Genomic DNA, 25,190 nt, shown 5'->3' with positions numbered 1-25,190 from the left:
AACGTGACCACACCCAATTTTGAATTCGCTTTGCATGACCTGGTGGCAGAGGATGTGCGCGCCGCGCTGACCGACAAGGTGCTGTTTGAAAAGCGCCCCGCGAAGCTGCCGGACGGCACCGAGGCCACGGGTCTTTTCAACGCCTGGATCACGCTGAACAACCCGGACCAGTACAATTCCTATACGACCAACATGGTCAAATCGGTGATCCTCGCATTCCGCGCCGCCTCGAACATGCGCGATGTCAATGCGGTGGTGTTCACGGCGGCGGGGGACAAGGCGTTTTGTACGGGCGGCAACACCAAGGAATACGCTGAATACTATGCCGGGCGACCACAGGAATACCGCCAGTACATGCGGCTGTTCAACGATATGGTCTCGGCCATTCTGGGGTGCGACAAGCCGGTGGTTTGCCGGGTCAACGGGATGCGGATCGGTGGCGGGCAGGAGATCGGCATGGCCTGCGATTTCTCGGTCGCGCAGGACATGGCGCGGTTCGGGCAGGCGGGGCCGAAACACGGGTCGGCGGCAATCGGCGGCTCGACCGATTTCCTGCCGGTGATGATCGGCTGCGAGCAGGCGATGAATTCCGGCGTGCTGTGTGAGAGCTTTACGGCGCAGAAGGCGCTGCGCATTGGCATCCTGACCGACATCGTGCCGGGGCTGAAGGTGGATGGTGAATACGTAGCGAATCCGCTGGTCGAGACGCGATATGTCACCGACGATTGGGGTCGCCTGCTGCATGGCGAAATGAAAACCGGCGACGCGCTGGCGGCTGGCAAGGCGCTGATGAAACGCGGAGAGATGGACCTGAGCGCGCTGGATGCCAAGGTGGATGAGCTGTGTGGCAAGCTGTTGCAGACCTTCCCCGACTGCACCACGAAATCGGTCGAGGAACTGCGCAAGCCGAAGCTGAACGCCTGGAACATGAACAAGGAAAACTCTCGCGCCTGGCTGGCGAACAACATGATGACAGAGGCGAACATGGGATTCCGCGCCTTCAACGAAGGGAACCGCGAGGTCGGGCGCGAGGTTGATTTCGCGCTGCTGCGCCGCGAACTGGCCGAGGGCGCCACTTGGACGCCCGACTATATCGACAGCATGATGCCCGGCGTGCGGACATGAGCGGACCGCTTGGCATATCGACCGATCTGGGCGGCGCGATGCTGCGGTTGCGGCTGAACCGGCCCAAGGCGAATATCGTCGATGCCGAGATGATAGCAGCCCTGGACGCCGCCTTTGTGGCCCATGCCGACGACCGCGATTTGTGCGCCGTGCTGGTCGAGGCCGAGGGGCCGCATTTCAGTTTTGGTGCCTCGGTCGAGGAACACATGCCCGGGCGTTTCGAGGCCATGCTCAAGGCACTGCACGCGCTGGTGCGCCGGATGCTGGGCTATCCGGTGCCGGTGCTCGTGGCGGTGCAGGGCCAGTGTCTGGGCGGCGGGCTGGAGGTCGCGATGGCGGGGCACATGATCTTTGCCGCGCCGGATGCCAGCCTGGGCCAACCCGAGATGATGCTGGGCGTCTTCGCTCCCGCCGCGTCTTGCCTGATGCCCGACCGCATGGGTCAGGCGCGGGCCGAGGATTTGCTGTATTCGGGTCGCTCGGTCAAGGGGGAAGTGGCGCTTGCGACGGGCCTGGTCGATGCGTTGGCAGGTGATCCGTCAGCAGCGGCTTTGGCGTGGATAGAGACCCATCTGAAGCCGAAAAGCGCCAGTTCGCTGCGCCTTGCGGTACGCGCCGCACGAGCCGATTTCGTGCGCCGCATGACCGCCCGGCTGGACGAGGTAGAGGCGCTGTACCTGAACGAATTGATGGCAACCGGTGACGCGGTCGAGGGGCTGAATGCCTTTCTTGAAAAGCGTCCGGCACAGTGGGGGAACCGATGAGCACACAAACAGCATCACAAATCGTCGCGCGCTGCGAAGCGCTGTACGATGACCTGAGGTTCAGCGCCGCGCGCGATTGGAAAGAGGCCGAACCGGGCCGTAAGGTGATCGCCTACATGCCGGTCTACATTCCGCGCGAACTGATCCACGCGGCGGGAATGCTGCCGCTGGGCATCATGGGCGGCGGCGACAGCCTGGAGGTGATCCACGGCGACGCCTATTACCAAAGCTACATCTGCCGCATTCCCCGTTCCACCATCGAGTTGGGCGTGTCGGGTCGGCTGGATTTCGTTGATGGCATGCTGTTCCCGTCGATATGCGACGTGATCCGCAATCTGTCGGGCATGTGGAAGATGCTGTTCCCCGATGTCTACGTCAAATATTTCGACGTTCCGCAGACCTACATCGATGAAATTGGCGGCACCTTCTACACCGGTGAAATGCGCGAGTTACTGCATGACCTGGAAAAGATCGCAGGGCGCAAGATCACCGACGACGACATTCGCGCCTCGATCGAGGTCTACAACGAGAACCGCAAGGTCGTGAACGAGCTTTATGCCTTGCGGGCGCAAGCGCCGTGGAAGGCCCCCGCGTCCGAGGCCTATCTGGTGCTGCGCGCCGGACTGTTGCTGCCGGTCGAGGAGCATACGCAACTCGTGCGTGATTACGTCGCCGCGGCATCCGCCGAGGAGCGCCCGATCAAGGACAACAGCCGGGTGATCCTGACCGGCATGTTCTGCGAACAGCCACCCTTGAACTTGATCAAGTCGCTGGAGCTGTCGGGCTGCTATATCGTTGACGACGATTTCGTGTTGATCAGCCGCTGGTTGCTGGGCGACGTGCCGACGGATGGCGACCCGGTTCACAACCTGTCCCAAGCCTTCTTGCACAAGGCCATGTCGACGGCGGCGAAATACGAACCCGATCAGGAAGAAAAAGGTCAGTTCCTGGTGCGCGCGGTGCGCGATACCGGGGCCGAGGGCGTGATCTTTGCCTCGACCAGTTTCTGTGATCCGGCGCTGCTGGACCGCCCGATTTTGCAGAACGTGCTGAAGCGGGCCGACATCCCGTTCATCGCCTTCAAATACGCCGAGAATTCCGGCCAGATGCAGCCGATCCGCGAGCAGGCCGGAACCTTCGTCGATTCAATCAAGCTATGGAGCGCAGCATGAACACCAAAATTCTGAAAGCGCAGCCCGCCGACGTCCTCAAGGACGCCTCGATGATCAAGCAGAAAGAGATGATGGCGAAACACTATGATCGCCTGACCAATGCGCCGACGAGCGGGGCCAAGGTCGCCTCGACCTTCGTGCCGGGCAACCTGAACGAGTTGATCATGTGCTTCGATCTGGTCAACAACCTGCCCGAGGTCAACGCGATCCAGTCCGGCCTGCGCAAGCAATCCGGTGCGTACATCATGGAGGCAGAACGCGCTGGGCATTCCGAGGATGTCTGTACCTACGTCAAATCCGACATCGGCATGATGCTGAAGGGCAATATCGGGCCCAACGGCAAGAAGCTGCCCAATCCTGACGTGCTGCTGCTGTCCTACACCGGCTGCTTCACCTTCCTGAAATGGTTCGAACTGCTGCGCGAGCAGTACAAATGCCCCACGATCTTCTTGCAGACGCCCTATATGGCCGACGGCAAGGTCACGCCGAACATGATCCAGTACATGGTCAAGCAGTTGAAGGACACGGTGATCCCGACGCTGGAGGAGGTTTCGGGCGTCAAGTTCGACATCGACCGGTTGCGCGAATACCTGAAGAAGTCGGCCCAGGCCGAGGACGATCTGGTCTACATCCTGCAAACCGGCAAGAACAAGCCAAGCCCGATCGATGCGTATTTCGGCGGTATCTACTACATCGGCCCCATCTTTGGCGCGTTCCGGGGCACCGACGATGCCATCGACTATTACCGGTTCCTGCGTGAAGAGGTCGATGAACGTCTTGCCAAGGGTCTGGGACCGGTCACGCCGGACGGACCGATGGCCGAGGAAAAGTACCGTCTGGTTGTCGAAGGACCGCCGAACTACACCAGCTTTCGCCAATTCTGGAAGATGTTCTATGACGAGGGCGCGACAGTGGTGGCGTCAAGCTATACCAAGGTCGGCGGCACCTATGACTACGGCTTCCGGCATGATCCTGACAAGCCGTTGGAATCGCTGGCTGAATACTGCCTTGGCGTCTATACTAACCGGTCTCTGCCAATGCGCATCGACATGTTGACCGACTATATCAAAGAATACGAGGCTGACGGGCTGCTGATCAACTCGATCAAAAGCTGCAACAGCTTTTCCGCCGGGCAACTGCTGATCATGCGCGAGGTCGAAAAGCGCACCGGCAAGCCTGCGGCGTTCATCGAGACCGATCTTGTCGATCCGCGGTATTTCTCGGCGGCCAACGTCAAGAACCGGTTGGAGAGCTATTTTCAGATGGTCGAACAGAAACGCAGCGGCAAGGGGGTTGCAGCATGAAAACCTTTGTGGGCATCGACCTGGGTTCCACCACCACCAAGGCCGTCCTGATGGACGAGGAAGAAGGGGTGCTGGGACGCGGGATCACCAATTCACGCTCGAACTATGAAACCGCCTGCAAGGTGGCCACAGAAGAGGCCAAGATCGACGCGAGGTTCACCCTGTTCCGGCGCGAGTTCGGCACCGCGGGCCAGATCGACGAACAGGTCGAGGATTTTCTGGGGGCGCTGGAACGGTCGTTCCGGCTGGAACAGTTCCTGGAACAGCTTGGCGATCTGGAGGAAACCTGCATCCGGCTGGTGCGCGGCGACCGGTACGCGAAGATCGGTGAAGGCGTCAAGGTGGCGCTGACCGAGGTGTTCCGCCGCCTGCGCGAGGAAGCGCCGGGCATGTATGCGCCGGGTGCCGACCGCAAATCGGACTTTTTCCGCGATATCGCCGGCTCGCGCTATCTTTCCGTGGCCGAAGAGGTCGGTCGTGACGCCGGGGTGTCCTATGATGTTCTGCTGAACATCTATGACAAGTCGATTATCGCGGTGGAAAACCGGCCGCCGTCGGGCAAGCTGAATGAAAAGTTCAAGAACGCGTTGCAACGGGTGGCGAAGGAAGACTCTGGTGCGGCAAGTGTGCTGGGGGAAAAGGCCGAGCATGCGCTGGGGATCGAGCTGGAAGAGACCTATCTGGTGGGGACCGGTTATGGTCGGGTGACGCTGCCGTTTTCCAAGGAACACATCCGCAGCGAAATCCTGTGCCATGGGCTGGGGGCGCATATGATGTATCCCAAGACCCGCACGGTGCTGGATATCGGCGGGCAGGATACCAAGGGAATCCAGGTCAATCCCGAAGGCATTGTCGAGAACTTCCAGATGAACGACCGCTGCGCTGCAGGCACCGGGCGCTATCTGGGATATATCGCCGACGAGATGAACATGGGCCTGCACGAGCTTGGCCCGATGGCGCTGAAATCAAAAAAGCCCGCGCGCATCAACTCGACCTGCACGGTGTTTGCAGGGGCGGAACTGCGTGACCGGCTGGCGCTTGGCGAGGCGCGCGAGGATATCCTGGCCGGTCTGCACCGGGCGATCATCCTGCGCTCGATGTCGATCCTGTCGCGATCCGGCGGGGTGGCGGACGAGTTCACCTTTACCGGCGGTGTTGCCAAGAACGAGGCGGCGGTGCGCGAGTTGAAGAAGCTGGTGTTCGAGAATTATGGCGAGGTGACGATCAATATCGGTGCCGAGTCGATCTACACCGGCGCATTGGGCGCGTCCGAATTTGCCCGCCGCGCCGCGCATGGGCGCATTGAAGGAGTGGAAGCATGACACTGACGGCAGGAATTGATGTCGGCACCGGCGTCGTCAAGGCGGCGATCTTCCGGGTCGAGGGTGACCGCGAGGAATGGCTGTCGAAATGCAATCTTCGCATTCGTTCGCGCGATCCGATGCAGCTGGCACGCGAGGCGTTTGACCAGGCCCTGGCGGATGCCGTGGTCAAGGAAGAGGACATCGACTATGTCGCGACGACCGGCGAGGGAGAGGCGATTCCGTTTCACACCGGGCACTTCTATTCGATGACCAGCCACGCGCGCGGCGCGCGGTTCCTGAACCCCGCAACCAGGGCAATCCTCGATTCCGGCGCGCTGCATGGCCGGGCGATGATCACCGACGACAAGGGCAAGGTCATCAACTACAAGATGACCAGTCAGTGTGCATCGGGGTCGGGGCAGTTTCTGGAAAACATTGCCCGCTATCTGGGGATTGCCCAGGACGAGATCGGCGCATTGTCGGTCAAAGGCGATGATCCCGAGGAGGTTTCTTCGATCTGCGCCGTGCTGGCGGAAACCGATGTGATCAACATGGTGTCGCGCGGGATCACCGCACCCAACATCCTGAAGGGTATCCACCTGTCGATGGCCAGCCGACTGGCGCGGCTGCTGAAATCGATCGGCGTCAAGGGCGACGTGATCATGATGACCGGTGGCATGGGGCTTGATGAGGGTCTGTGCCAGGCGCTGCGCGAGAGCCTCGCAAAGATGAAGGGTATGGAAGACTCCCAGGTCGTCAACCACGTGGACTCGATCTATGCGGGCGCGATCGGGGCGGCGCTATGGGGTGCATTCCGGCACCGTAAACTGGCGGCCAGCGGGCAATTGCTGAAGGCGTCCTGAGAAACTCAAGAAGGAGGAATAACAATGGCACTGATGATCGTTGATGCCTGCACGGCCTGCGACGCCTGCGAACCGGTCTGCCCGAACGAGGCGATCACGGCGGGTGACCCGATGTACATCATCGACCCGATGAAATGCACCGAATGTGTGGGCGAAGAGGACGAACCGCAATGCATGCTGGTCTGTCCGGAGGCCTGCATCCTGCCGAACCCGGATTGGGAAGAAAGCAAGGATGAGTTGCAGGCGAAATACGATGCGCTGCATTGAGACAAGAGGGGGGGCCTGAATGGCCCCCTGTCGATCCGCATCGGGTCACACTGATATTACAGGGTCTTTTGCAGGGTGATCCGTTGCGCCGGAGTGAATCCGACTTGGGCGAAGTAATCGATAAGCCGGGTATCGTTCCAGTCGACCTCGGTCCGCACGGTTTCAACCTGCAAGATACCGAGATTTGCCATCAACTTTGCCATCAACGCCCGACCTACCCCTTGCCCCTGAAATCCGGGATCAACACCGATGCTGTCCATCACCGCCTCGGTGCTGGTGCGGCCGAATTCACCGAAATCCACCCGCGCCATGATGAAGCCAACCGGAAACCCGTCCTGTTCGGCCACCAGAGACACCTGCACCCCGCTTTGGTGCAGGCTTTCGTGCTGCTTGCGGGCGAAATAGTCCCGGCGGTCGGTGCCGGTGTTCGCTGTGTCAATCGACACGATCTTGGCCAAATCGCCCTCTTTCATGGTGCGCACCGGGATCCTGTCATGCGACAGGGCATTCCTGGCGTCACCATCGGGCGAACTGTAGTCCAGCTCCTCGACTTCGACCTCGTCCTCCAGATCTACCGCGATCTCCCGGGTGGGTCGTGAAAGCACCAGCCTGGGGGCCAGCACAAATCCGGCATGGGCCATGAAGCTGAGGATTGGCTGCTCCGGCCAGTCGATCTGGCTGGCCAGTGTGGTCACGCCTTTGTGCCGCAGCACGGATTCAACCTCGGCCAGCAACTTGTGCCCGAAACCTTGCATCCCGTGATCGGGGCTGACCCCGATGGCATCGAGCGAGGCACTGGCCCCGGTCTGCCCAAAGGCGCCGCTGACCACCTTGGCAAAGGCAAAGCCGACCAGCACGCCATCGGCGGACAGCCCGACAAAGACGTAATCTTGCGGCCGCTCGATTGCGGCGGTCAGCCGTTTCTCGAAATAGCCCCGGCGCGAGGTGCCCGAGGTTGCAGTATCGATTGCGATGACTGCCTCCAGATCGTCCGGGGTCAACGGTTTCAGCCGGATATCGGCGGCGGTCGGTGTCATCACGGGCCTCTTTTTCTAAAGATGGGCGGCTTCATAGGCGCTGGACAGTTGCATGTCCGTCTCGGGGTCCAGCAGATCCTCCAGCGCGGGCAGCAGCGCCATTTCCTCTTTCTGGATATGCGAGAACATGCGTTCGATCAGTTCGGCGGCGGCGTTGCGGAACGGCGGCCAGGTCTGATCGGTGAACCCGCCTTGCAGCGCCGCGCGGGCACCCTCGGCGACGGTCTTGCCCAGCGGCAACAACGCGGCGTGTTCGCTTCGCAGATGCTCGCCGATGCCGACATCGCCCATTTCTTCAAGGCGGGTGAACAATTCATTTTCTTCAAAGGCGAAATGGTTGCTGATCTCGTCTTCGATGGCGACAGAGGCCTTTGTCAGGGTCTTGTTCACAGCGGCATCGCTGACGTCGGGGGCCTTCTTGCGGGCCTTGGCAATCAGTTGATCCAAGGCCTCGATGACCTCGATTGTGCCCTGATGGTCCTCGTGCAAAAGTTGTGCGGTGCGGCGGGTGAAGCTCATGTCTCAATCCTTAATGCTTAATTCAGTACTACAATACCGAATTAAAGAAATCAAGTGCCTTGCCGCCTCTGGCAAGCTGGTCACGAGCCCTGTTGAAACGCCCTTAGCCGCAGCAGGACAATCAGGGCAAAGCCGACAAAGGCCAGCGCGCCGACACAGCCGAACACGGCCCCCAACCGGATCAAAGCGGTTGTTTCCATGATGATCCCCGCTGCACAACAGGCCAGCGCCCCGAAGTGGCAAAAGGCATGGATTTTCAGAGGCGTTTGCGGTGTCAGGTCGGATGGCGGCGGTGGCAGGCCGGATTTGCCGCTGGCGTGCATCGACGCCAGAAACGGCATGATCCGTTGCAGGATGCCCATCAGGAAGGTCGACAGCCACCCCGCGAGCAGCAGAAAACCGAACAGGGCAGGCGCATTTGGTATCGGCAGGTCGGCCAGCAGCGCCGCGCCGAGGATCAGGCTGATGCCCAACAACCCCCAAGAGGCGCGGATCAGCACGAAGGAAAGGCCGAGCCGCTTACGCATCCGCCGCGCCATCGCGGCCCGCATCAGCCACAGATAAGTGCCGGCCGCCCCGAAACCAGCCAGCAGCGCCAGCCAGTTAAACGCCGTGTTGCCGGTCCACCGCCCGCAGGCAAAGCTGGCCAGTGACACCCCCGCCAGCACCAGCTGCGCCCAGCCGGGACGCTGCGGCAAGCTGCGCGACAGGGCGAACATCGGTACCAGCACAAGACTGAACCCGGCCACCAACAGGCCCATGAAACCATAGCTTGCCAATACCATATGGATCGCCGCCAGCCCGGCGTGATCGTCCAGAAATCCGGTTTGGAAATCCCAGACCAGCAGCATCCCCAGAACTGCCAACCCGACCAGCGCCAGCAGCGCTGCCCAGCCATGCGCCGCCACCACAGCGACGCTGCCCGCCCGGCGCAGGTTGTCAGCCGTCAGCATGGCGAAAACTGTCAGCCCGGAGCAGACCAGCGCTGCACCCGTCTGCATCGCGCCGGGCGAGGAGCGGTCCATGCCCCAAGCCAGCAGGCAGATGCCCGGCGACAGTAGCCAGAAACTCAGCCTTGTGGGCCAGTCACGCGCCAGAGGTCTCCGGGTAACCACCGGCAGCAGTTGATAGCTGGCACCGATGGCGGTCATCGCGAAGACGCCCAGAGTCGCCAGATGGGTCGCCGCGAGGATCGGTCCCGGACCACCGGTGAACCCGCCCAGTTGATCCGCTTCCAGCAGCAGGACACCCCAGGCCGCCAGATGAAACAGCGCGGCTGACACAAAAAACCGGAACGGGATCGAGACGGGAAGCAGTCGATCCCGCGCGCCGCCCAGGAAGGCGCTGCTCACGGCGCAGACCGCAGGGACAGCGTGACCTCGCCTGAATCGTGATGCTGAACCTCATACAGCCAGCCCCGTTCGATCAGTTCGGGGAACAGGTGGATCGGGTTGCGGTTTAGATGCACGGTGACCGGCCCGTTCTGGCCGGGTTGCTCCAGATGCCACAGAATCGCGACCATCGGGTCGGGCGGGTCCAGGCCGCGTGTGTCGATGTGCAAGCCGTCCTTTGCCTGCCAATGCTTGCCGGGGACCGCGTCGCTCATGCCAGTCGCCGCGCCAGACGCGCTGCCAGCGCCGAAACCGACAGGCGGCGGTAATGCGGCGCAAGGGTGCCGGTACGCTGTGGCGAGACCGTTTTTTGCACCAGTTTTTCCAGCGCACCAAAGTAGGCGTCGCTGTCGTCTGCCGCGCCCAGCACGCCTGGACTTTTGACCAGGACCGGCATCGAGTTTGTGCCGGTCACCGCCAAGGTGAACCGCTTGCCTTCGGACGAGGCAGTGCAGGCCACCGCGATCCCGGCAAGGGGGTAGTCGATCGCGCCGCGCACTCTGATCTTGGCATAGTCAGACTGCGGTCCCGGCGGCGGCAGATGCACCGCGACGACGATCTCGCCGGGGCGCAGGTCGGTGTGGGCGGCACCATCCTCGTGGTAGAAATCGGTCACCGGCAGGTGCCGCGTGCCTTCTGGCCCGGCGATCTCGATTTTTGCGCCGTGTACCATTAACGCGGGCGCGATGTCGCCGCTGAACGCGGCCCGACAGCGGTTGCCCTGCGGCGCGACATGACAGGTGTCGCCCTTGTATTTCAGGCAGAACCCGTTGGATTGCCGCCACCAGTGGCTTTGGTTGTAGTAGACGCAGCGGGTGTCCAGACACAGGTTGCCGCCCAGCGTCGCCACCTCGCGGTGGGTCGGTCCCGCGACCACCGCCACGGCCTTTGGAATGGCGGGGTAGGCGGCCAGGGCTTCGGCTCTCTCCAGCGTTGCCAGTGTCACGCCCGCGCCGATCCGCAGCCCGCCCGCGTCAGGGTCGATGCCTTGCAATACGGCGATGCCGCCCAGATCGACCAGCGTGCCGGTCTCTGACAGGCCCTTGCGCAGCCGCACGATCAGGTCGGTGCCGCCAGCATGAGGAAGGGCGTCGGGATGAGCGTAAAGGGCAGTAACGGCCTCGGCCACGGAACTGGGAGTCAGCACTTGGAATCGGGGTAAGGCTTCGCTCATTCCGCGGCCTCCTTGCGGCGGTTGGCACGCCGGAACTTGATCAGCGCCTCCTGCACCCGGTCAGGCGTCACCGGCACAAAATTCACGTCCATTCCCAAAGCGTCGGCAACGGCGTTGACCAATGCGGGCGGAAAGCCCGACAGCGCGCCTTCGCCCGCTTCCTTGGCCCCGAACGGGCCCAGCGGGTCGATGGATTCGACGATGTGGACCTCTATCGGCGGCGATTCTGCGATGGTGGGAAAACGGTAATCAGTCAGGTTCGCATGGGCGGGCAACCCGTCGATATAGTGGGTTTCCTCGCACAGCCCCTGGCCCATGCCCATCCAGACAGACCCTTCGATTTGGCCCTCGACCGCCAGCGGGTTGATCGCGAAACCGCAATCCAGCGCTGCCCAGACCTTTTCAACAGTGATCTGGCAGGTGTCGGGGTCTACCGAGACCTCGACCACCTGCGCTCCGTAGGAAAACCCCATTGTCGAGCCCACAGCGCCGCCGCGATGCTTGCCTCCCTGCGCCTCGACCGGGGTCGAGAAGGTGCCCTTGACGTTTATCGTGCCCTCTTCGGCCAGCGCCGCGATGGCGACGTCCTGGAACGACAGTTCCGACTGGCTGGAGCCGCGCACAAAGAACGTCTCGCCCTCGCACTCGATGTCGTCGGGCGAGACTTCCAGCTTTTTCGCCGCCGCCGCGACCAGTTTCGCGCGCATCGCCTTGGCGGCTTCGATGGCGGCGTTGCCGACCATGAAGGTCACGCGGCTGGAATAGGAGCCGTTGTCCTTGGGTGTGATGACGCTGTCGTTGGTGACGGTGCGAATGCGGTTCAACCCGATTCCCAGGATCTCCGACGCCGCCAGGGCCACGATGGTCGTCGAGCCCTGACCGATATCGGACGCCCCGGTCAGTACCGTGACCGAGCCGTCGAAATCCAGCTTCATCGAGACGACGGCATGTGGTTCGCCAGTCCAGTGCACCGGCTTGGCCGCACCGGAAACGTAGTGCGAACAGGCCATTCCCAGCCCGCGCCCCGGTGCCAGTTTGCCCTTGCGGTCGGGCCAACCGCTTGCGGTTTCGACCCGGTCCATGCACGTCCCCAGCCCGTAGGAATTCACCATCAGCCCGTTAGCGGTAAACATCGGAGCGCTCAGCAGGTTGGCGCGGCGCACCGCAAAGGGATCCAGCCCCAGTTCGCGCGCCATGCGGTCCAGCAGGCTTTCGAACGCATGGCGTACATCGACCGTGCCGTGGCCGCGCATCGCCCCACAGGGCGGCGCGTTGGTATAGACGCGGTAGCCGTCATACTTGACGTTAGGAACTTCATAGATGCCGTGCAGCAGCGCCCCGGCATAAAGGATCGTCACCAGTCCGTAACCGGCGTAACCGCCGCCGGCCATCACCGCCTCGCACTCGACGGCGGTGATCTTGCCGGTGCCTGTCAGCCCGATCTTCAGCTTGACCTGAGTGGCGGGTCGCCCGCGGTGGGTCAGGAATGTTTCCTCGCGGGTCAGGCGCATCATCACCTTGCCCCCGGCCTTGCGCGCCAACAGGGCAGCGATGATTTCAAAGTTCAGCGTCTCGGTGCGCGCGCCAAAGCCGCCGCCGACGAAGGGTTTGACGACGCGGATCTGTGCGGTGTCCATTTCCAGGCATCGCGCCAGCATCAAATGCACATAGAACGGGACTTGAGAAACCGAATGCAGCGTCAGACGGTCGCGCGCGGCGTCATAGTCGGCAATGGCGGCGTGCGGTTCCATCTGGGCGTGGTTGATCTCGGCGCAGTCAAAGGTTTCCTCGCGCACCAGATCGGCCTCGGCAAAGCCCGCCGTCACGTCGCCAAAGACATGGTGCACCTCGCGTTCCAGATTGCCGGGCTTGTCGTCATGCAGCAGCACGGCACCCGGCGCGCGGGACTGCGCGGGGGTGTAGCATGCGGGCAGGGCCGTGATCGTCACTTCGATCAGGTCCAGTGCCCGCGCCGCCGTTTCCGCATCCAGTGCCGCCACGGCAGCAATCGGTTCGCCGCGGTAGCGCACCTTTTCGCGCGACATCGGATACTCGTTCATCGCAATCGGGATCACGCCATAAGTCAGCGCACAATCCTCGCCGGTGACCACGGCCACCACCCCCGGCAGCGCCTGTGCCTTGCTGGTGTCGATTTTGACAATGCGCCCGTGACTGACCGAAGACCGCAGGATGCGCCCGACCAGCGCGTCGCGGCTGTCCAGATCGGCGGTGTACTGGGCGCGCCCGGTGACCTTTTCGATCCCGTCTATCAGCGGAACGCGCTGCCCGATGGTCCCGCTCATGCCCGCACCTCTGCCGCCGCCACCAGCACCGATTCGATGATCTTGACATAGCCAGTGCAGCGGCAGAGGTTGCCGCCAAGCGCCACCCTGATCTGATCCTCGTCAGGCGTCGGATTGTCGCGCAGCAGGCTTTCTGCCGCAAGGATCATGCCCGGCGTGCAGAACCCGCATTGTGCGCCAAGGTTCTCGTGAAACGCGCGCTGCAAGGCCGACAGGTGGCCGCCTTTTGCCTGACCCTCAATGGTCTCCACTCTTGTGCCCTCGCAACTGGCCGCCAGGGTGATGCAGGATAGCCGAGGCCGCCCATCGACCAGCACCGTACAAGCCCCGCATTCGCCGCCGTCACAGCCCTTCTTGGCGCCGGTCAGCCCCAGCCGGTCGCGCAGCAGATCGACCAGCAGCATGTTGTCCGCAACCACCTCTTCCACCACACGACCATTGATTTCCAGACTGACGATCCGCTTCATTCCTGGTGCCTTTTCACATTTCCTCTTGAAAGCGCTATTTCAGTACCATTATACCTAAAATGAGACGACAGTATAGGGATTTGATTGCGCGCCGCAGAAAAACGACCGGAACCAGCCGTGGCCCGCGCGCCGTCGCGACGGCCCGATATGGTTGTACACCGGCCGGGCGCGGTTTAGTGTAGCAGCCCGGATCACTGGCGTCGCCACAGAGCGGCAGCCAAGAAGAGAGGAGCCTGAATGACCGCTTCCGTCAACGAAAAGACCCAGGCTCAGACGCTTCGCATTCGGCGCGCAACGGCTGACGATCTGACCCAGGTTGTCGATCTGGATGCCCGCGTCACCGGGCAGGCAAAGCCCGACTATTGGCAGGACATCTATGAACGTTATGGGTCGCGCCGTCTGGACGAGCGGTTCTTTCTGATCGCCGACCATGGCAGCGGCGCGAACGAACACAAGATTCTGGGACTGATCGCCGGAGAGGTCCGGGTGTGGGAATTCGGGTCTGAGCCTTGCGGTTGGATTTTTGCGGTGTCCGTTGACCCCGAGCACCGCCAACAGCGTATCGGCGAGGCGCTGTTCCGCGAGATGTGCAATGACTTCCGGCAAGTCGGCATCACCAAGGTTCGCACCATGGTGGCGCGTCAGAACGCACTGCACATGTCGTTTTTCCGGGGTGAAGGCATGACGGCAGGGCCTTATATCCAGTTGGAAAAGACGCTGGATGACGCGTAGCGGCACCCGGTGCCCCATGAGATCAAAGGAAATACCGTGCAACAATCCAGTCGCCTCGCCATCTACGCCCTGATCGAACTGGCATCCAACCCGGATCGCCAGATTTCGGCCGCCGAAATCGGGGCCAAGTACCGGGTGTCGGCGCATCACCTTGCCAAGGTGCTGTTGACGCTGGGGCGCGCCGGTCTGGTCCAGTCGACCCGTGGAGTCGGGGGAGGCTACAGCTTTTCCGGCAACGCCCGGCGGACCACCCTTTTTGATATTATCGGCCTGTTCGAGGACACCTCGACCACCTGCAAACTCAGCGATCCGTCCAAGGCAACGGTTGAGGAATGGGCGCTCTTCGATGTCTCGAAGGAAATCAATGACATCGCCATGTCGACCTACAGCTCGATTACCCTGGCCACCATGCTGAAACAGATCGAACGGCTCAGCCGCGCCAGGGCCCGTCAGGTCACCGTCTCTGCCGAGGGTTGATTTTCCAAGCGTCGCAACCAGGTTAAATCGTCTCTGGCTCTGAAAAGTAGAAATGTCCCACTTGGGCCGGAACGGTAGCGCAGCCAGCCAGGGCGGAGATCTCATGTATCGCATCCCTGGTTAGCTGCACGGGTTTCTTTGGCCTTGCGGGCCGCATTGAAATTCCTCGGGAAATCAATGAAACGCCACGGTCGGCCACATGTCTTGGTGACCGACGAGCTGCGTTCCTATGGCGCGGCGATGAGAGATGTCGGCAATGCCGACAAGCAGGAAACCGGCCGCTGGTCCAACAATCGGGCTGAGAATTCACACCAGCCATTCCGACGACGGGGGCGGGCAATGCGACGGTTTCGGGGGATGCGAAGTTTGCAGATGTTTGCCTCCGTTCGCGCCTCCGTGTTCAACCATTTGCAAGCCTTGCCCACGCCTCATGCGGTATCAGCTTGTCCGCTTGAAGTTCCAGGGAAGGAGATCGTTGATCCGGCCTTGCGGATGGCCGGCGGCGACGGCCTTGAGGATAGCCTGCTGACCTTTTGAAGACTGGTTCTCGCCCGTCTGACAGCGCCGGTCACATCATCCGAGCCAGTTGCCGGCCAAATCGTGCGACAAGGCTGGCCGATGGCGGCGTCGATCAGGGATGCGGATGGGGTCCAAGTCGTTGGTGCAGGCGGGCATCATGGGTCTTGAAGTGATTGACGAACCACGCTTCCAGTGTTTTGGCCAACCGCTCGGCGGTCTGGTCCGGCGATGCGTCGTCGACATCCATGAGGTCGCGCAGCTCGTCCAGAAGACGCTCGTGATCTTCCTTGTGCTGGGTGCGCTGATCGTAGCCATAGGCCCGCATCTGCTGTTCTTCCAGGGCAAAATGCGCTGTGATTGCGCACAGCAAGTCGCCAAAACCGCTCTGGACTTCGGCCTCGGGATGGCCGGCAAGGAGTGCCCCCGCAGTCTGGTTGACGAGTTCTATCAGTTCCTGGTGCTCGTGATCGACCGACGGATTACCGACGCTGAATTCCGGTATCCATTCAATGGGCGCCATATCGGAGTCCTTCCTCTTCACTCGAAGACAAAACCGCTCTCCTTGCGGAAGTCGATCACGAAGCTCTGGCCGGCTGCCAGATCGACTTTCCGCGTCGCCTCATAGCCGAACACGTCACTTGCCGGATTGTCACGCATCCGCACCGTCAGATCGTGCGGACCCGCGGGCAACAACAGACGCTCATAAAGACGTGACGGACCACTGCCCGCCAGACCCGACGGTGGACTGCTCGCAGCATAGATCACCTTACCATCGACCTCCAATTCCACATAGATCGGCGGCCGCCGGCGGTCGCAAACCTGGGTCGCGCGCATGTTTGGCGGAAGCTTGGCCAGCTCTTCGGGTGTCCGGTCGCGGCAACTGGCGCTGCGATCGCCGCTGTGGGTGAAACTCAGGCGCAACAGAGCCATGTTTTCGGGCATGCTTTGCCAGGCGGGCGCCGCAGACAGCAATGCAACGCCGAAGCAAAGTACGAGGGTTACGACGCCACCCATCGCCAGATGATGCAGGCGCTCCTTCATGTCGGGTTGTCCTTCGTTGCCAAACCCAGGTCGGCCGTTCCTTCATCGTCAGCAGCGAGCGAGGTCTTTTTCGGCACCGGCCCCAGGACCGCTACGCGAGCCGAGAAGTCGCGGAGTGCTTCGGGAAGGCGGCCGCGTTCGCTGGGTCCGGCCCAGAGGGTCAGCAACCGCTCGCGCGAAACGCGGTTGCGCAGCCGGGGGTCGCGCGTTCGGGCGATACGCTCCTCGGTCCACTTGCCGCCAAGACGATTGAAACAGTCCCTTTCGGCGCACCCGGCGATGCAGACACTGTCGGCCAGATCGCGGCTGAGGATGAAGTCGAACAGCGAGGGCGGTGCCATCGCCACGCATGGCAGGATCACGCGGCCTTTCGCCGGCACGCCAGCTGCGCCATGTTCGCAGGCGATGGTCATCACCCGGCCTGGCCCCGAAAGATCGGCGGCGGCGGTGATGACCTCGGTGCGAACCCGCTCCAGCGTGCGGCCGGGCAGATCGATTCCGGTGATCAAGGGGCCGGAGCGCCGGAACGGGGTGGACGAGGGGCACGAGCCCATGCAGATGCCACAGGCGACACAGCGGTCCGGATCCACCTTGGCCTCTTGCGGAAAGGGCGCGCCATCGCTCCGCGGTACCATGGTGATGGCGGCGTAAGGGCAATCGTCCTCGCACCGGGCACAGCCGTTGCAGAAATCCAGGAACACCTGCGCCGCCTCAGCCTCCTTGCGTGGCGGCAGCCAAGGCAATCCTGAAAGGAGAACAGTAATCAGCATCGCCCCAGTCCAGATCACCGACGGTGGAACCAGGTCGATCACCGGATAGAGCCCGAGGATGAACCAATCGAGCCCGACCCTGGCCGGTATCGTGGACAGATCAGCCGGACCCTGCAATGGTGCCGGCAGCGCGAAGGAGACGATGACCAGGGCCACCAGGGTCAGTACGCTCAGGCCACGCGGTGGTCTTGTGCGCGCCGATGCGATGCGCTGGATGTGGATCCACATCATCAGCAACAGCAGAAGCGGAATCGCGATGTGCAAAAAGACCATCAGCGTGAAAAAGCGCCCCGACAGGCTTTCCGGCGTCAGGAAGTTTCGTGCGATCGGTTCGGCGAAGAACGGCAGCGCGTCGAGCAGCTCCGTGGTCGTCAACGCCACGTATTGCGCCAGTTTGTCCCAAACCAGCCAATAGCCGGTAATGCCGGACATATAGACAAACCAGATCACCGGCACCCCGGTGAACCAGGAAAACCAGCGCTTTCCGCGATAGCGATCAAAAGACCATTCCCGCACCAGATGCACCAGCATGATGACGACCAGCAGGTCCGAGGCATAGCGGTGCAGACTGCGTGCCAGCCCGGCATGGAACCATTGGCTCCCGCTCAGCCATTCGACTGACTGATAGGCATTGACCACGCCGGTGTCGAAGAAGATGAAAAGATAGATGCCGGTGCCTGCGACGATCCAGAACAGGAACCAGCCCAGCGGTCCCAGATTGGCAAGCGGGTTCCAGTCGGATCCGAACAGCGTGTCCAGAAGTCGTTCCAACCGATCAAAACCACGCTTCAGCGTAGCCCGTATTCCTGTCATCGTATCATTTCAGCCACTGACCTTCCGGACGTAGAACGACATCTTTCCGCGTCGCGCGCCGTCTTTCAATCCAGAGTCGAATGATGATCAACCCTGTCAGCAGAAGCGAGACGGCACCAAAGAAGATACCGAAAAGGATGCCGTAATCGAAGCGGTAGGCGCGGGTCAGCGGATTGTAGACCGTGCAAAGAAAAGTCAGCCTGTTCCACAAATCCGTGGGCGCAACCGAAACCGTTGTACGACCAAGCACGAGCTCCTTGAGCGGGGTCACGAATACGGGCAGCGGGAAATCCTCACCGTAGATCTGGCGATAAACCCGTCCCTCGGAGTCCAGGATGGTGGTCTGGCTGGGATGGTCGAAGCTACCGGCGGCCTCGCGCCAGTTGAAGCCCAGATCAAGCAAGAGCGCCTCGGTCGTTTCGGGGTCGGCGCTAGCCAGATACCAGTCATCCAGCGTGTTGAGATCGTGTAAGATCGAAAAGGCGCGCAGTCGCGCAGGTTTGTCGCCGCTGGAGTCGAAGCCAAAGGTCAGGACGGCGAAACTGCCTTCTCCCAGAATCTGACCTGCATCGGCCACCGCGTCGCGCAGACGCTCGGTGGTCACCGGGCAGATCGAACTGCAACTGGTGTAAACCAGCGAGATCACCAGCGGCCGACCGCGCAGATCCGCCAGCGCCAGCGGCGCGCCGGTTTGATCGCGCAAGACATGCGCGCTGACCTCGCGCCCGATCGCGGCCTGGCTGACTTCGTAGACCTGCTTTGCGTCCAGGGCGTCGGCGGGCCGGTTCAGGGTTTGTCCCTGTGCCGTGCTGGTCAGTACCGCAGCGCAGAACAGGAATGACAAACGCCTTAGAACGCCCATCGCCAGCCCTCATCAAGGATGACCCCGGCCGATAGCAGGGCGAATTGGGCGAGCGATGCGCGAAAGTTTCGCATGGAAACTCCCCGAGACGGATCGTGCAACAGACGCCAAGACGACAAGAGGAACGGAACTCCGCCCGCCACCGCAAAGACACCGTAGATCCAGCCCAAACCGAACCACAACGGCATCAGCGACAGAGCGACCAGAGTCACAACATGGCTGAAGATCACCGGGCCCCAAACTTTGTGCTCGGTTACAACCGGCAGCATCGGAATGCCGGCGCGGCGGTAATCCTCGCCGCGGACAACCGCAAGGCTCCAGAAATGCGGTGGTGTCCACAGAAACAACACCGCGGCAAGGATTATCGGGATCGGGCCAATAACCGGATCGGAATGCGGCGCCGTGGCCGCCGCGCCGGCCAGTACGGCGAAACTGCCTGCCGCGCCGCCAATCACGACGTTCCAGACAGTGCGGGTCTTCAGCAAGACGGTATAGATCACGCCATAGGTCAGCGCGCCGAGAAAAACCAGAACAGTCGCCAGCGTGCCGCCGACCGACCAGGCCATCACCAGCGCCCCGGACAACAATACAAGGAGTGTAATTGGCCAGATTGGCCCCGACTTCAGAACGCCGCTGGCAAACGGCCGGTTGCGGGTTCGCGCCATCATGCGATCACGCTCGCGCTCGTAATATTGGTTGAACCCTCCCGCTGCTCCGGACGCGCCAAGAACAGCAAGTGCGAAGACCAGCGCCTTGACTGTGCCAAGCTCGCCGCCCCCCGTCATCACCCCAACAAGCGCAGCCAGCGCAATGAAGGCACCTATCCGCAATTTGAGAATTGAGACGGTCATGTTCAGGGCAGCAAGCATGGCTCTGTCCTTGTTGTCTTAGTTGAACAGCCAAAGGTCGGAGAGATACTTCCAGTTCACGAAATAGTAGAGAACGAAGGTGAAAAAGAAGATGCTGACCAGCATGATCGTTCCGGGCAGCTTGAAGTGAGGCTCGCTGCCATATTCCGACACCGCCTGGGCGCCCCCGTCATGCAGCGGGAAGGCCAGCTTGGCCCCTGGTCCGTCCAGTTTCGGCCCGGCCAGCACCGAGGCGACGATGAGCACCACAAAGAGCAGCCCGCCTGTCGCCGCAAGGATCGCCGCCATGCCGTTGAGACCCATCATCAAGTAGGCGCCGGGCGCGAATTCGTAAGGAATCGCCGCATCGGTCAGCGAGATGTCCCAGTGCCGGCGCGGAACCCCAAGCGTGCCGGCGCCCATCATGAACAGCGAAATACCCCCTGCGCCGATGCCGAAGAGATAGGGCTGCAATTTCGCCAGTTTCGGCCAGATGATGTCGCGCTGGAAGATCAGTGGCACCACGATATAGGTCATCGCCATGAAGGCCAGCGTTGTGCCCGCGACCACTGTGCCGTGGAAATGGCCAGGCACGTAGATGGTATTGTGCATCAGCACGTTAAGCTGTTCGGTGCCCAGGATCACGCCGGTGATGCCGCCAATGAAGCCGAACATGACCAGGCTCATGAACATCCCTGAGAACGCCGGATTGCCCCAAGGCGCCTTGGTCAGCCACTCGAACATGCCGCGGGTAAAGCCGTTGCGCCGCTGCGCCGCTTCGATGGCGCCGGGCACGGTCAGCCCGTGGATCATCGAGGCCATCACGGCGAGATACATCATGTAGCTGGTGTTGATGATCTTCCACGAAGAACTCATCCCAGGCTCTGCCAGCATATGGTGCGCCGATGCGAGCTGCAAAAAGAGGATATACATCAGGAAGGCAAAGCGACTGACCTTTTCGGACAGTGGCTTGGCTCCGACCACCATCGCCGCGATTGCATACCAGATCGAGATATGGGCCGCGACGTTGATCTGTTGCGACGAATGGCCCATGCCCCACCACACCAGCTTGTACATCAGCGTGTCGATGCTCGAGATGAAGCCCAGCGACCACAGCCAGGTCGGGATCAGGATGATCGCGCCCGCCGCAAGCGTGAACACTGCGATGATCGCGGCGGTAATGGCCCCGAATGTGACCAGCGGAACCGATCCGTCATAGGTCTGTTCGTCCTTGGCCACGACGAGCGTCCCGAAGAACACGAAGACCCCGATCAGCGCGCCCACCGCAAAGACGATAAGCGACAGGTAGAACCAGTGCTCGGCCATCATCGGCGGATAAGAGGTAAACATCACCGTCGAGTCGCCCTTCAGCACGGCGTAGTTGGCCATCACCGCCCCCGCAATCATCAGGACGAACGCCAGCCAGGCAAATCGTGGCGTCGCCAACCGCGATCCCAGGATCACTGCCGAGGCGAAATAGAGCACCGCGATCTCGAAGAAGATGATCCAGAACAGCAGCACGTTGGCGCCGTGCCCGGTCAACACCAGATAGAACCACTCTGCCGGCAACAGCTGCACCGCCGGCCAGCGTGTCAGGGCGACCATCAGGCCGAAAAAGCCGCCAACCGCAAGAAAGACAACAGCCGCAACGGCGTTGGCGCGGATCAGCAATTCGGCGCTGCGCTCGATGCGGCGGCCGGTGAACGGGCAGGTGCGATACCTGACCTGTGGTCCGGTATAACCGACGGTTCCGTGATCTATCGTGGTCATGTCACTGGTCTCCCGCTCATTCGACGACGCGGATGATACCGGTCATCGTATGATGGCCAATGCCGCAGAATTCGTTGCAGACGATGCCGAAATCGCCCGTTTGGGTTGGGGTCAACGTCAAGATGTGTTCGTAACCCGGATGCACTGAGATGTTGATGTTGACGGGCTGCAACGAAAATCCGTGCTGCCAGTCGGCCGACGAAAGGTGGAACCGATAGCTCTGGTCTTTTTTCAGCTCCAGAGCCGGCCACCATTCCCAAAGCCGCCCCAGAATGTAGACATCACCCCCCACCGGCGGGCGGACCAGCAGCGTGCCCGCGATGTCCATCGGCGCGCCGGATGCGTCCAGCACTTGGTATTCATTCGCGAATTCCTCGACCTGTTCAACGAACTTGTCGGGATTGACACGATAGGTTTCCGTGGACAGGTTCTGATCGCCGATGAAATGCCAAGCGATCATGAAGAAGAACATGAACACCCCCCAGAGGAAGGCGATGATGATCCAGGCCAGTTCGATGCCGTGGATCGGTTCCTTCCACCAGAGGCGGTTACTCGGAGGATTGATGGACATTGCGCGACCTTTCAGGCTGCCTTGCGATCAGTTCGCGATCGGAACGGAGGCGACTTCCATCACACCCCAGATGATGTAGAGCACCGTCGGCATGGTGACGCCGATGAACAAGAGCAGAAACGGGTTGTCCAGAATGCGCTGCATGGCCGGGATCCGCTCAATCGGCGGCGGCACGTCTGCTTCGGTTGCGTCGGTCTTTTCCATCTGGTAGCCTCCCTGAGATCCAAGGCGAAGCACGCCATGATCGCTATGCGAGCGGGCTTGTCGTACACGGCCCTTTGCTAAGGAGACTTGGCTGGCCGTCCACCAGACGAGTTTGGTGGCTTGCGCCAATCCTGCCAGCATGTCTTAACAATTCGGCCTCTTGACTTAGCGTTAATTACAAACATTTTCAGCGCTTTGATCTATATCAAGGACGGATTGCGCAAGTTTTGCAAGCCGAACACCCCTCGTCGTCATCGCTTATCGCCCCTGGCGCTGGCTCTCCCGGTGGTGGTGTCAGAAGATCCTGACTTGAGACGGGCAGAGCGGTCTCGTCGTCTTCTGTGATGACCAAACGCTCCCCTTTCCATTGGCGATGTTGCAGAACTGTTCCGGTGAAGGATTCACATCACGAATCCATGCGGTTAGACGAGTGGCATGAGCAAGCCGACACCCGCCCGCTACCGTACCGCAAACTGGCCCGGCTCCAACGCTGCACTCAGGAAGCGCGGGTCTCTGCTGATCTGGCTGGACAAGGAGATGGCCTGGCACGCGCCGCATGAAGGGCGCCCCGGTCGCCCGCCGGTCTTCTGCGATGCTGCCATCCAATTCTGCTTGTCGATCAAGGTCCTGTTCAAGCTGCCGCTCCGGCAGACCGCCGAAGTCCACATCCGCGCCGCCCTCATGAACCGCGCCAACGCCCTCGGCACCGCTCAGATCATCCGCATCGTCTGACATCCAAGGGGAAAGGGCTCCTCACGTCTCACGCCGCCTTTGTGCATCAAGGCCCATCGGGGATCATCCCTTGCGGCGTGGCGGCTGAGACCCGCCCTTGGCGCCCGGTTTCCCGGGTTTGCCCCTGGGTTTGCCCGCCTTGCCCTTGAATCCGGGCTTCGCATCGGATTTTGCATTGGATCTCGGGGCCGGTTTGCCGCCGGCCTCTTTGCCGGGGCGGCTCCGGACCGCCTTTGAACCCGCAGGGCGGGCGGGCTTGACCACCAGTGTTCCCGCGGTTCTGGAGGGCGCTTTCGGGGCTGGTTTCGACGCAGGCGCAGGCCGCGAAGGCTGCGCGGGTTTCTCCGCCCGGGGCGGTTTCGAATGCTCTGGTCTCGCGGGTTTGTCTTCCGATCGGGGCGCAGGGCGGGGCGCATCGCTTGCCGCCGCTTTGGGTTTGCGCGGTGGTTTTGCCGGGCCCTTTCCAAGGGGTTTGTCGCGCTCGAAGGGCGGTTTGCCCTTGCTCTTGTCCCTGTCGAAGGGCGGGCGCGTTTGCGCGGCCTCCGGCACACCGTCCACCGGGGCGGCGGTCACGTCATCCTCCAGCAGGTTGTCGGGGCCAATCCGGTCAAAGAACCCGGTGACCGCGGGCTGGGACACTTCGACGAAGCTTTCGGTGTCGGCCACGCGGATCTTGCCGATCTGCGATTTCTCGAGGTTCCCGGCGCGGCAGAGCAGCGGCAGCAGCCAGCGCGGTTCGGCGTTGCGGTTCCGCCCGACCGACAGCCTGATCCATGCGGAGGGGCCGAACTCGGCCCTTGGCGCGCGCTCGGCGCCGGGGGCTGGCGGCGCGCCCACCTCTTCCGGGGCGGAAAGCCCGCCGAGATAGAGCCGCTGACAGGCGATGGCGATCTGTTCGGGGGTGAAAGCCGCCTGCATGCGGGTGGCAAAAGCGGTTTCCGCTTCGGTCGCGGGATCGGTCCAGACCGGATCGGACAGCAGGCGGGCCTCGTCCCTTTCGCGGATCTCCTCGGGGGTGGGGGCAAAGCCCCAGGTCGCTTCGACCTTTGCCCATTTGAGAAGCCGCTCCGCCTTGCGCACCGCCTTGTCGGGCACGATCAGCGCTGCGATCCCCTTGCGGCCGGCGCGCCCGGTGCGCCCCGACCGATGCAACAACCCTTCGGTGTTGGTCGGCAGATCCGCATGCACCACGAGTTCCAGGTTCGGCAGGTCGATCCCCCGGGCCGCCACATCCGTCGCGACACAGACCCGGGCCCGCCCGTCACGCAACGCCTGGAGCGCATGGCTGCGTTCGTCCTGGCTCAGCTCGCCCGAGATCGAGACAACCGCGAATCCACGGTTGGACAATCGGGCAGTCAGGCGCGCGACCGCCGCACGGGTATTGGCAAAGACGATGGCGGTCTGCGCATCATGCAGCCGCAGCAGGTTGAGGATCGCATGTTCGACATCCTTCTGCGCGACCTGGATCGCGCGGTAGTCGATGTCGGTATGCTGTTGGCCGCCGGTCAGCGTGGTGATGCGGACGGCGTCGCGCTGGTAATTGGTCGCCAGGTCCGCGATCGGCTTGGATACGGTGGCCGAAAACATCAGGGTGCGCCGATCCGACGGCGCCGCGCCCAGCATGAATTCGAGATCCTCTCGAAACCCCAGGTCCAGCATTTCGTCCGCTTCGTCCAGCACCACGGCGCGCAGGTCCGACAGGTCCAGCGCCCCGCGTTCGATATGGTCGCGCAGTCGCCCCGGCGTGCCCACGACGATATGCGCCCCACGCTCCAGCGCGCGGCGTTCGCTGCGCGGATCCATGCCGCCGATGCAGGACACGACCTGTGCCTGCGTCTTTTCGTAAAGCCAGGCCAGTTCACGCTGCACCTGCAGCGCCAGCTCCCGCGTGGGCGCCACCACCAGCGCCAGCGGCGCGGCGGGGCGGGGCAGGGTGCCGGCCTCGCCCAGCAGGGTCGGCGCGATGGCCAGGCCAAAGCCCACGGTCTTGCCCGACCCGGTCTGCGCCGATACCAGCAGGTCGGACTGCACAAGTTCTGCGGCGGTGACCGCCGTCTGCACGTCGGTAAGCGTGTCGTATCCACGCGCGGCAAGCGCATCGAGAAGCGGTTTGGTCATTCGGGGGTTCCTGGGCGTCGGGCCGCACGGGCGGTGCAAAAAG

The 25,190-nt window shown here is 62.1% G+C and carries 25 protein-coding genes and 2 pseudogenes; 11 read left to right on the top strand and 16 right to left on the bottom strand.

The genetic code is table 11. The annotated features are described in order from the left end of the window. Window positions 1-3: 3 nt before the first annotated feature. The 7 genes from oah to P1U75_RS13880 are packed head-to-tail and all read left to right on the top strand — an operon-like array spanning window position 4 to window position 6,799. Complete coding sequence (oah, locus tag P1U75_RS13910; protein ID WP_300244480.1) at window positions 4-1,125, top strand: 6-oxocyclohex-1-ene-1-carbonyl-CoA hydratase; 1,122 nt, start codon at window positions 4-6, stop codon at window positions 1,123-1,125. After that, window positions 1,122-1,889, top strand: coding sequence for a cyclohexa-1,5-dienecarbonyl-CoA hydratase (locus P1U75_RS13905; RefSeq protein WP_300244478.1), 768 nt, complete (start codon window positions 1,122-1,124; stop codon window positions 1,887-1,889). Before oah ends, P1U75_RS13905 begins: the two co-directional genes overlap by 4 nt. Further along, window positions 1,886-3,061, top strand: a complete 1,176-nt coding sequence (gene bcrC / locus P1U75_RS13900) for a benzoyl-CoA reductase subunit C (protein WP_300244476.1) — start codon at window positions 1,886-1,888, stop codon at window positions 3,059-3,061. Before P1U75_RS13905 ends, bcrC begins: the two co-directional genes overlap by 4 nt. Beyond that, window positions 3,058-4,365, top strand: coding sequence for a benzoyl-CoA reductase subunit B (gene bcrB, locus P1U75_RS13895; protein WP_300244474.1), 1,308 nt, complete (start codon window positions 3,058-3,060; stop codon window positions 4,363-4,365). Before bcrC ends, bcrB begins: the two co-directional genes overlap by 4 nt. Then, on the top strand, window positions 4,362-5,687 hold the full coding sequence (gene bcrA / locus P1U75_RS13890; protein ID WP_300244471.1) for a benzoyl-CoA reductase subunit A: 1,326 nt from the start codon (window positions 4,362-4,364) through the stop codon (window positions 5,685-5,687). Before bcrB ends, bcrA begins: the two co-directional genes overlap by 4 nt. Next, a complete protein-coding gene (bcrD, locus tag P1U75_RS13885) occupies window positions 5,684-6,532 on the top strand; it encodes a benzoyl-CoA reductase subunit D (protein WP_300244469.1) in 849 nt (282 codons plus the stop codon). The genes bcrA and bcrD overlap by 4 nt, the downstream gene beginning before the upstream one ends. Before the next feature lie 24 nt (window positions 6,533-6,556). After that, window positions 6,557-6,799: a YfhL family 4Fe-4S dicluster ferredoxin gene (locus tag P1U75_RS13880; RefSeq protein WP_300244467.1), complete on the top strand. Its 243-nt coding sequence runs from the start codon at window positions 6,557-6,559 to the stop codon at window positions 6,797-6,799. Between the two features lie 56 nt (window positions 6,800-6,855). On the opposite strand, the gene P1U75_RS13875 is transcribed toward P1U75_RS13880, so the two are convergent. The 7 genes from P1U75_RS13875 to P1U75_RS13845 form a co-directional block, all read right to left on the bottom strand. Further along, entirely contained in the window at window positions 6,856-7,836 is a 981-nt protein-coding gene (locus tag P1U75_RS13875; protein ID WP_300244465.1) for a GNAT family N-acetyltransferase, read from the bottom strand. A 15-nt stretch (window positions 7,837-7,851) separates the two neighbouring features. Beyond that, window positions 7,852-8,355 carry a hemerythrin domain-containing protein gene (locus tag P1U75_RS13870; RefSeq protein WP_300244463.1) on the bottom strand — a complete coding sequence of 168 codons (504 nt, stop codon included), beginning with the start codon at window positions 8,353-8,355 and terminating at the stop codon, window positions 7,852-7,854. 80 nt (window positions 8,356-8,435) lie between these two features. Further along, window positions 8,436-9,707 carry a hypothetical protein gene (locus tag P1U75_RS13865; protein ID WP_300244460.1) on the bottom strand — a complete coding sequence of 424 codons (1,272 nt, stop codon included), beginning with the start codon at window positions 9,705-9,707 and terminating at the stop codon, window positions 8,436-8,438. Continuing rightward, complete coding sequence (locus P1U75_RS13860) at window positions 9,704-9,961, bottom strand: DUF2249 domain-containing protein (protein ID WP_300244457.1); 258 nt, start codon at window positions 9,959-9,961, stop codon at window positions 9,704-9,706. The genes P1U75_RS13865 and P1U75_RS13860 overlap by 4 nt, the downstream gene beginning before the upstream one ends. Further along, window positions 9,958-10,920, bottom strand: coding sequence for an FAD binding domain-containing protein (locus P1U75_RS13855; protein ID WP_300244454.1), 963 nt, complete (start codon window positions 10,918-10,920; stop codon window positions 9,958-9,960). Before P1U75_RS13855 ends, P1U75_RS13860 begins: the two co-directional genes overlap by 4 nt. Continuing rightward, a complete protein-coding gene (gene hcrA / locus P1U75_RS13850) occupies window positions 10,917-13,223 on the bottom strand; it encodes a 4-hydroxybenzoyl-CoA reductase subunit alpha (RefSeq protein WP_300244451.1) in 2,307 nt (768 codons plus the stop codon). The genes P1U75_RS13855 and hcrA overlap by 4 nt, the downstream gene beginning before the upstream one ends. Further along, complete coding sequence (locus P1U75_RS13845) at window positions 13,220-13,690, bottom strand: 2Fe-2S iron-sulfur cluster-binding protein (protein ID WP_300244449.1); 471 nt, start codon at window positions 13,688-13,690, stop codon at window positions 13,220-13,222. Before P1U75_RS13845 ends, hcrA begins: the two co-directional genes overlap by 4 nt. 237 nt (window positions 13,691-13,927) lie before the next feature. On the opposite strand from P1U75_RS13845, the gene P1U75_RS13840 reads away from it, so the two are divergent. The 3 genes and pseudogenes from P1U75_RS13840 to P1U75_RS13830 form a co-directional block, all read left to right on the top strand. Next, entirely contained in the window at window positions 13,928-14,422 is a 495-nt protein-coding gene (locus P1U75_RS13840; protein ID WP_300244447.1) for a GNAT family N-acetyltransferase, read from the top strand. Window positions 14,423-14,458: 36 nt separating this feature from the next. Beyond that, window positions 14,459-14,899, top strand: a complete 441-nt coding sequence (locus tag P1U75_RS13835; protein WP_300244445.1) for an Rrf2 family transcriptional regulator — start codon at window positions 14,459-14,461, stop codon at window positions 14,897-14,899. 147 nt (window positions 14,900-15,046) lie between these two features. Beyond that, a pseudogene (locus P1U75_RS13830) lies at window positions 15,047-15,307 on the top strand (DDE-type integrase/transposase/recombinase); the annotation flags it as partial. A gap of 223 nt (window positions 15,308-15,530) precedes the next feature. Here the strand turns inward: P1U75_RS13830 and P1U75_RS13825 are convergent. Genes P1U75_RS13825 through P1U75_RS13790 form a run of 8 tightly spaced genes read right to left on the bottom strand, consistent with a single transcriptional unit; the run spans window position 15,531 to window position 22,297 of the window. After that, on the bottom strand, window positions 15,531-15,938 hold the full coding sequence (locus P1U75_RS13825) for a hemerythrin family protein (RefSeq protein WP_300244443.1): 408 nt from the start codon (window positions 15,936-15,938) through the stop codon (window positions 15,531-15,533). 17 nt (window positions 15,939-15,955) lie between these two features. Next, the gene (locus P1U75_RS13820; RefSeq protein WP_300244441.1) at window positions 15,956-16,459 is read right to left on the bottom strand and encodes a hypothetical protein; all 504 of its coding nucleotides are present in this window, start codon (window positions 16,457-16,459) and stop codon (window positions 15,956-15,958) included. Continuing rightward, window positions 16,456-18,000: a cytochrome b N-terminal domain-containing protein gene (locus tag P1U75_RS13815; RefSeq protein WP_300244439.1), complete on the bottom strand. Its 1,545-nt coding sequence runs from the start codon at window positions 17,998-18,000 to the stop codon at window positions 16,456-16,458. The genes P1U75_RS13820 and P1U75_RS13815 overlap by 4 nt, the downstream gene beginning before the upstream one ends. 46 nt (window positions 18,001-18,046) lie before the next feature. Continuing rightward, window positions 18,047-18,904, bottom strand: a complete 858-nt coding sequence (locus tag P1U75_RS13810) for an SCO family protein (protein ID WP_300244437.1) — start codon at window positions 18,902-18,904, stop codon at window positions 18,047-18,049. After that, a complete protein-coding gene (gene cyoE / locus P1U75_RS13805; protein WP_300244435.1) occupies window positions 18,892-19,773 on the bottom strand; it encodes a heme o synthase in 882 nt (293 codons plus the stop codon). Before cyoE ends, P1U75_RS13810 begins: the two co-directional genes overlap by 13 nt. An 18-nt stretch (window positions 19,774-19,791) precedes the next feature. Then, window positions 19,792-21,522 carry a cbb3-type cytochrome c oxidase subunit I gene (locus tag P1U75_RS13800; protein ID WP_300244432.1) on the bottom strand — a complete coding sequence of 577 codons (1,731 nt, stop codon included), beginning with the start codon at window positions 21,520-21,522 and terminating at the stop codon, window positions 19,792-19,794. Between the two features lie 16 nt (window positions 21,523-21,538). Next, window positions 21,539-22,093, bottom strand: a complete 555-nt coding sequence (locus P1U75_RS13795; RefSeq protein WP_300244430.1) for a hypothetical protein — start codon at window positions 22,091-22,093, stop codon at window positions 21,539-21,541. Between the two features lie 27 nt (window positions 22,094-22,120). Beyond that, window positions 22,121-22,297 (bottom strand): hypothetical protein, encoded by a 177-nt coding sequence (locus P1U75_RS13790; RefSeq protein ID WP_300244428.1) that lies wholly within the window; start codon window positions 22,295-22,297, stop codon window positions 22,121-22,123. 435 nt (window positions 22,298-22,732) lie between these two features. Here P1U75_RS13790 and P1U75_RS13785 point away from each other — a divergent pair. Beyond that, window positions 22,733-22,954: pseudogene (locus P1U75_RS13785) on the top strand (transposase); the annotation flags it as partial. A gap of 138 nt (window positions 22,955-23,092) precedes the next feature. Here the strand turns inward: P1U75_RS13785 and P1U75_RS13780 are convergent. Further along, a complete protein-coding gene (locus tag P1U75_RS13780; RefSeq protein WP_300244426.1) occupies window positions 23,093-25,147 on the bottom strand; it encodes a DEAD/DEAH box helicase in 2,055 nt (684 codons plus the stop codon). Between the last annotated feature and the right edge of the window lie 43 nt (window positions 25,148-25,190).

The sequence above is a fragment of the Antarcticimicrobium sp. genome (assembly GCF_029212575.1).
GTDB lineage: Bacteria > Pseudomonadota > Alphaproteobacteria > Rhodobacterales > Rhodobacteraceae > Antarcticimicrobium.
This window is presented reverse-complemented; position numbering and strand designations above follow the sequence as displayed.